At 59.0% G+C, this 6,891-nt stretch carries 3 protein-coding genes and 1 pseudogene; 3 read left to right on the forward strand and 1 reads right to left on the reverse strand.

Features of this window, described 5'->3' with window-relative positions; translation table 11 throughout:
- Window positions 1-3: 3 nt before the first annotated feature.
- Complete coding sequence (locus AC0L28_RS04090; protein WP_023797979.1) at window positions 4-684, forward strand: redoxin domain-containing protein; 681 nt, start codon at window positions 4-6, stop codon at window positions 682-684.
- Window positions 685-744: 60 nt separating this feature from the next.
- On the opposite strand, the gene AC0L28_RS04095 is transcribed toward AC0L28_RS04090, so the two are convergent.
- On the reverse strand, window positions 745-3,723 hold the full coding sequence (locus AC0L28_RS04095; RefSeq protein ID WP_473475677.1) for a trifunctional glycosyltransferase/class I SAM-dependent methyltransferase/polysaccharide deacetylase: 2,979 nt from the start codon (window positions 3,721-3,723) through the stop codon (window positions 745-747).
- A gap of 915 nt (window positions 3,724-4,638) precedes the next feature.
- Between AC0L28_RS04095 and AC0L28_RS04100 the strand changes: the two genes are divergently transcribed.
- The gene (locus AC0L28_RS04100) at window positions 4,639-5,304 is read left to right on the forward strand and encodes a coiled-coil domain-containing protein (RefSeq protein ID WP_031254520.1); all 666 of its coding nucleotides are present in this window, start codon (window positions 4,639-4,641) and stop codon (window positions 5,302-5,304) included.
- A 7-nt stretch (window positions 5,305-5,311) separates the two neighbouring features.
- A pseudogene (locus AC0L28_RS04105) lies at window positions 5,312-6,891 on the forward strand (OmpA family protein); the annotation flags it as partial.

The following is a 6,891-nucleotide window of genomic DNA, read 5'->3' on the forward strand; positions in this document are numbered from 1 at the left end:
GAAATGTCCGCGCGTAGTGACTTGGTACCGCTTCAACCGGGCGACCGTGCGCCGAACTTGGTACTCGACGCCATTACCCAGGAAGGCAAGATCGCGCTTGACGACTATCGCGGACAAAAACCGGTGCTGGTCGGCCTGTTTCGAGGTCTGCATTGTGCGTTTTGCCGGCGCTATATCGCCGCCCAGGCGCGGCTTGATCCGGAGCTGCGCGAAAAGGGCGTGGAGAGCCTGACGGTGGTCAACACCCCGATCGAACGGGCGCGCCTCTATTTCCGCTACCACCCGATGCCGAATCTGCTTGCGGCCTCCGACCCTGAGCGCGCTTCACATCGTGCTTTTGGACTGCCCAATCTCGAATTCACCCAAAACGAGACGAACTGGCCGTACAAGGTCTCGATGGCAGCGGTAAAGGATATGCGGGTCGACGTACCAGGCGAGTTGCCCGGTCCTATGGATCCTATTGCGGCCACGGAAATCCTCAACAAGATGGACCATTACGAAGTGACCGAAGCCGACGAGCAGATGGTGGCAACGGGACACGGACAACTGGTCGGTCAGTTCCTGCTGGACCGGCAGGGGATCGTCCGCTGGAGCTTCACGGAGGTTCCAGAGGGTGGGCGATACATGTTTGGGGCGCCAAGCCCGCAGGAGCTGATGTCAGCCGTGTCCCAAGTCGCCCAATAGACTTGCGAACGAGGTAAGGTAAACGGGGCGGGACACTGAAATGACACTGACGAGACGAGTTCACCGTTCTTCGAGCACGGCCTCGACCTTGGCTACAAAGTCATCGAGTGAGCGATCCCCGCGAATCTCGATGCGCGGAAGGTCGATGGGATCGCAATCGAGGTCCGCCGGCCCGTGTCTGCCGCCGAAGCCGATCCGATAGCCGCACTCCTTGGCCAGCCGGCCAAGCCGTCGGTCGGTGACAGAAAAGGGTGCCGCGAACGCCGTGGTTGGCCGACCGGTCCACCGTTCGATGAACATGCGAGAGCGCAGGAGCTCGGCGGCCAGGTCGGAGCTCGACAGACCATCGATGGCGCGATGCGTCGCCAGATGGCTTCCGAAGAACGCACCTTCGGCGGCGAGGCGTTGCACCGTCCCGGCGTCCATAAGCTGTGTCGGCGGACCGCTGTCGGCGTCCCACAGTGCACTTTCACCCACTAGGTCCGTCACCAGGAACACTTCCGCGGTCAGGTCGTTCGCTCGCAAGATCGACCAGGCATGGTCGGCAAAGTTCTGGAAGCCGTCGTCGAAGGTGATGAGCACTGGGCGGCCAGCGAAAGGTTGACGGCTGGCGATGAACCGTTCCAGCTGCTCGGACCTAATCGCGTGAAAGCCATTGGCGCGCAGCCATGCCATCTGGCTGTGGAATGCGGCGGGCGTGAGCCGAAAACGGGCGAGCGCGGCCGGACCTTCATCGGCGACGCTGTGATACATGAGGACAGGGATACGCTGCCGCCGCTCGCTACGCGCAACGTCGCGGCGCAGGGCCCGCGCCCCGCCCCAGACGATATTTCGCGCGACGCCGATTTCGAGGCGCGCGCGGATTGGCGCATGATCGATCATCGGTTCCGTCGCCACCTCGTCCGGTGACAGGCGGCGGAAGCGGTCTATGCGATAGAGCTCGGTCTGGATCGATTGATCGAGGACGAGGCCTTCGGTCCCTGCCAGCGTCTCTGAGATCGCTTGTGCACCGAATGTGTTCCAGTCGAAGCCGGTCCTTTCAACATTGTCGCGTAATACGAATGCGTGTGCGTTGATGAAACTGCCGCCAGGCGCCAATGCCTCGACGATTTTTTTGGCGATGCGCCGCAACTCGGCGAGATCATCCAGATAGTAGAGCACTTCCGAACACACGATCAGGTCCATCTCACCAGGCAGCGTGTCCGAGCAGAAATCCAGTACGCCGAACTCAACATTCGGCTGATCGCTGCATCGCGCGCGCGCTCGCCCGATAGCGACGGCGGAGATGTCGGTTGCGGTCAAATGGGCCACTCGCGGCGCCAGCTGCCGCGTGAAGTGCCCCTCCGCGCAGGCCAGCTCGAGCGCCCGTCCGATCGGACCGGCAGGCAGAATTTCGAGCTGCCGCTCATACTTTTCCTGCTCATAGGACGAACCGTAGTTCCAGGGATCCTCGGTCGCGAAACGGCGATTCCAGAACGACCTGCGATCATCGTCGTGCCCATCCGCAGCCGATGCACGGCGCGGTGGTGCAAGCGGCTCTGTAGCTTCGGCGCTCGACCGAACCAGCCTCCGCGCTTCCGCGGCCAACCGCGCGAATTTGCCGAAGTGGCTGTGCCGATCGGACCGGCGTCCGGCGATGGACAACAATGCCTCGGCTGCAGATATGTCTGACATGTCGGCACGGGCGCCCTGTTGCGGGGCACGTACAGGCGGTCGCCTCGCAAGCCGCGCGGCACTGTGTATAAGCCGCTCAGGGGGCACGAAATCCCGGGCCAATTCAATCCAATGGCGCCTTGTCACTTTCCCGAGTACGCCGAACTGCACGACAGCCTCGATCTGGCCATCCATCATCAGATAGGCATAAATTTGGTCGATTCCTTCCGGAAGTTCGATCGAGGTCGGATTTCGAATATCGACGCGAATTCCAAGCGTCCGCGCCAGCCGGCGCGGCGCGGCAAGATCGTCGAAGTCGAGAAGCATTTCGTCAAGGTGATACTGGACGCGGCGACCCGCGACGGGATCGTCCCAGACCTTGCCGAGTTCGGTGATCAACTCGGTGAGGGAGCCGCCGAACCTGTCCCATCTGGCAGCCAATTGCGCTGGCACCGATAGGCTTCCTACCATAAGGCCATCGAAGGCCACCTTGGCGATCTCACGCGCCCACTTACGTCCTGCCGGGAGCGCGCGCAGGGTCTGCGGGCTGATCGAGCAGCGGCCGCTGCCGCAATCCGACGCGGCGTTCCACAACGCGAACCACGCGAGTGCTTCGGAAGCGGTGCGGCCGTTCGTTTCGATCGCACCATTGGCATGAGCCGATGCTGGCTTTTTGACCCTGGGATCAGGAGAAAAGCCGCGGGCGATCACGATTTCCGCATCGGCCAGCATCTGTGTCGAATTGCGGGTGAGCGAGTTGGGACTGGTCCGATAAAAAGCGAGCGACTCGTCGACCATCACCCAACGTTTGCCTAGACGTGCCAGGCGCTGCCACAGATCCCAGTCCTCGCAGGTGCGCAGCGAAACATCGAAGCCGCCCAACTCGACAATTGTCTTCCGGTCGACGAGCAGCGCGTGAGTGCGGATGGGGCAACGGCGCGCGAATGTTTCGAAGGGCTGGATCGCAACCTCCGTCGGGATGCTCGACGGGGTGAGTTCGCCATCGGGCATCACGCGCCGGGAACCGCAATAGGCGGTGACCGCATCGGGCGCGGCTTCAAGCGCGGCCAGCATTTTCGCAAGGAAGCCGGCGTCCACCCAATCGTCCGCATCCAGGAACATGAGCCAACGTCCGCGCGATGTCGAAATCCCGCTATTGCGCGCGCCCGCGGCGCTATACGCAGAAGCGCTCAACGTCCGAAACCGGGCATCGTGCTCCACATAGCCGGCGATGATCGCGGCGGTGGCGTCCGTGGAGACGTCGTCGACGACGATCGCCTCCCAATCCACTATTTCCTGATCGACAAGGCAATCGAGTGCGCGCGGCAGCGTTACCTCCGCGTTGTGCGCAGGAACCACGATTGAAACCAAGGGATTATGCGCCACGCCGTCTTACCCGCGCCTGGTTCGAAGGTAGAACAAGAGTCCCGAAACATAGCCGGCGATTTCCTGCCAAAGGAAACGGTCCTCAGCGACACTGCGTCCAAACAGTCTCCTGCGAACACTTCCGAGCCGCCGCGACGCCGCCATTTGGCTGCAGAGCGAGCTTGCTCCTGTCGTGCTACCGATGTTGGAAGCCGGGCGCAGCATTCGCATCCGTGCCGCCGAGCTTGGGCGCCAGCTGTCGCAGAGGGACGTCAAGGCCAAGCATGCCGCATACTCATGTCGTCGATCCCCGGAGTCGGCGCCATGACCACGAGCTGCGGTCCCTGGCATCGTGCAATAGCTATGGCAACCTGACGTCTTTTGCAATCGGGACGCAATAGATGCAAGCCCACTGAAGCGTTGGGGGGAATGACTGCAGTGATTGGGACTATTGCTCCCCTGCTATCGACCGCAACGCCTCGATTCCGAGGTGCATTCTCGAACAGCCACTCTCCGTGCGAAACAAGACCTTCCTTCTACCGTTGGGCCCGCATCGGAAGCTGATCGTCGCAGTATACAGCCGGGTGCGAGACAGTATGTGCACCGCCAGACCCGCTATTTTAGATACTTCTAATGAATATGCACTACTTAATTGAGTTCCAAGTAGCTATAGACTGACATTGTATTACTCATTTCTATAGTAGATTTCGTCAAATGGTCGATTAGCTTAGCCGGTTATGCCTGCTATCACGAAGAGATGTGCGAGCGACGTAACTCGGAACCCGTTCATTTGCCGCTAGTCAAGAGATGTAAAAGGGACCCACGAATTGGCTTAAGCCAAGAAGATTCCGGCTTGCGATCCGGCTATTTTGCTGACATGTTTGGGCGTTTTTGGGTTTTGCACTGTGGCAGGTGTTCAAATGAAGGGGCATAAGGATGGCTAAGGAATCTTCGAGTACCGCTTCTTCGGCAAGTAAAGCGGACGAAAATCTGATAAGCAATGCAGATGGAAACGGGCTGGCCTTCATGGGGGTCCAGGCCCGCGAGAGCGGGGTGTCCGGCGACGCTGTAGGTGTCGACAAGATACGTGATCTGCTGTTCGGCAACCAGATGCAGGACTACGACCGCCGTTTTTCCAAGCTTGAAGAACGGTTCTTGCAGCGCTTCAAGGATGTCGAATCCGAGGCCAAGCGCAATCTTGAAATGTACGAGTCGAATGCAAAGAAGCAGGTCGAATCGCTCGCGGCGCAATTGCGGAACGAAAAAGATGCACGAGCGGAGGCCGACAAGGAGATTGACCGGAATCTTCGCGAGCAAAATCAGGCGCTTGAAAAGCAGGTGCGCGCGTTGTCGGATCAATTGAGCGAGCTTGAGCGCGAAGTCGCGGACCGGATAAATCGAAGCGATCAATTGCTGCGTGAGGAAATCAAGCAAAAGAATGAAAGCATTCAGATGCTGATTGAGAAAATGTTTTCCGATCTCAGCAACGTCAAGACCGACCGAAATCTTTTGGCCGGCCTGTTTGTCGAGGTTGCAAAATGTCTAAATCAGGATCCCGTCGGCAGCAAGCACAACTCGGAACGCAGCTGGAAAGTGAGTTGATCGGAACTTGACGTCGACCGTCGACCCAATCAGCCTTCCTCAAAGAGCAGCTTCGAACGATCCAGAGATTGATCGCGAGGCTCTGGCTAATCTTTTGGTCGAAATTGCTCGGAACGTCGATCCGGACTACCGTGCGCGTCTCTACGGAGTTCCAACCGCCGATCCTCGCATGGAGACGCTGCGCCAGTTGCTGGTCGGCCGCGAAATTTCGGAGCTTTCACGAGTTGCGCACCTGCTCGACGAACCTGAGCAGCTTGCGGCTGCAGTGGGGGGTGTTCTCCCCAGTGCAGCCGCACGTGCGCCTCATGCGCAACTCGGCGAGGCCCTTGCGCCAGCTGTCGAGAGGGCCGTGCAGCGGTCCATCCAGAAGAGCCCGCGCACGCTTACGGATATATTATACCCGGTGTTTCTGCCGGCAATTCGCAAGTCGATCGGGGAAAAGATCGATCAGACCTTTCAGTCGCTGAATGAAACTCTAAGACATATATTTACCTGGCATGGGCTCAAGTGGAGATTTGAAGCTTGGAGAACGGGTGCAAGCTTCTCAGAAGTTGTTCTTAAGCATTCTCTTGTCTATCGTGTAGAGCATGTATTTCTCATCAACCGCAATTCCGGGATTTTGATAGCGCATGTAACAGCCGATAATGCAACGAGCGAAGATCCTCAACTCATTTCTTCGATGCTTAGTGCTATTCAAGATTTTGTGAAAGACTCATTTAACGAGAAAGAACAAAGCGGCCTGGACACTATCCGTTTCGGAGAGCTTCGTCTCTGGTCGGAAGTTGGACCGTTTGCGACCTTGGTCGCGGTGATCCGGGGAAATCCGCCAGAGGAATTACATGAAATCGTTCGCGATGTGTTGTTTCGCATCCATGATGAATACTCCCAGGCTTTAGAGCAGTTTGACGGCGACAGTTCGCAGTTGGCCGGCATAGAGACGCAGTTGCAATCCTGCGTTGAACTGAAGCAGGAGGACTCAAACCAGGGATTTCCGTGGCTGGTGGTGGCTGCAGTCCTGCTGGTTTTGATTCCGGCAGGCGGTTGGTTCTTTTTTTCCTGGCAATCCGGGCAACGCTGGCAGGCCTATGTGTCGCGGCTGAGTACCCAGCCGGGCATCATCGTTGCCGAACAAAAGGTGCGCGATGGCCAATTCTATATTGCCGGCCTGAGAGACCCGCTTGCCGCCGACCCGCAGTCGCTGTTGTCCGGAACCCAGGTCGATCCCGCCCGCGTTCATTCGCAGTGGCAATTCTATCAGAGCCTTGAGCCGGAGTTCGTGCTGAAGCGGCTGACGGCGTCGCTGACCCCGCCGAAATCGGTTCGGCTTTCGATCGTCGAGGATCGCATCGTTGCCGAGGGTGACGCTCCCGACACCTGGATAGATCGGGCACGCGCAGCGGCCCGACAGCTTGAGGCAGGCGGACCGGTATTCGACATCTCCAAGGTTCGTGATGTGAGCCCCGAAGCACGCGCGGCGGAGCACTGGCAGGCCTATGTGTCGCGACTGGGAACCCAGCCGGGCATCATCGTTGCCGAACAAAAGGTGCGCGATGGCCAATTCTATATTGCCGGCCTGAGAGACCCGCT

This window comes from Mesorhizobium sp. WSM4847, from assembly GCF_055811335.1.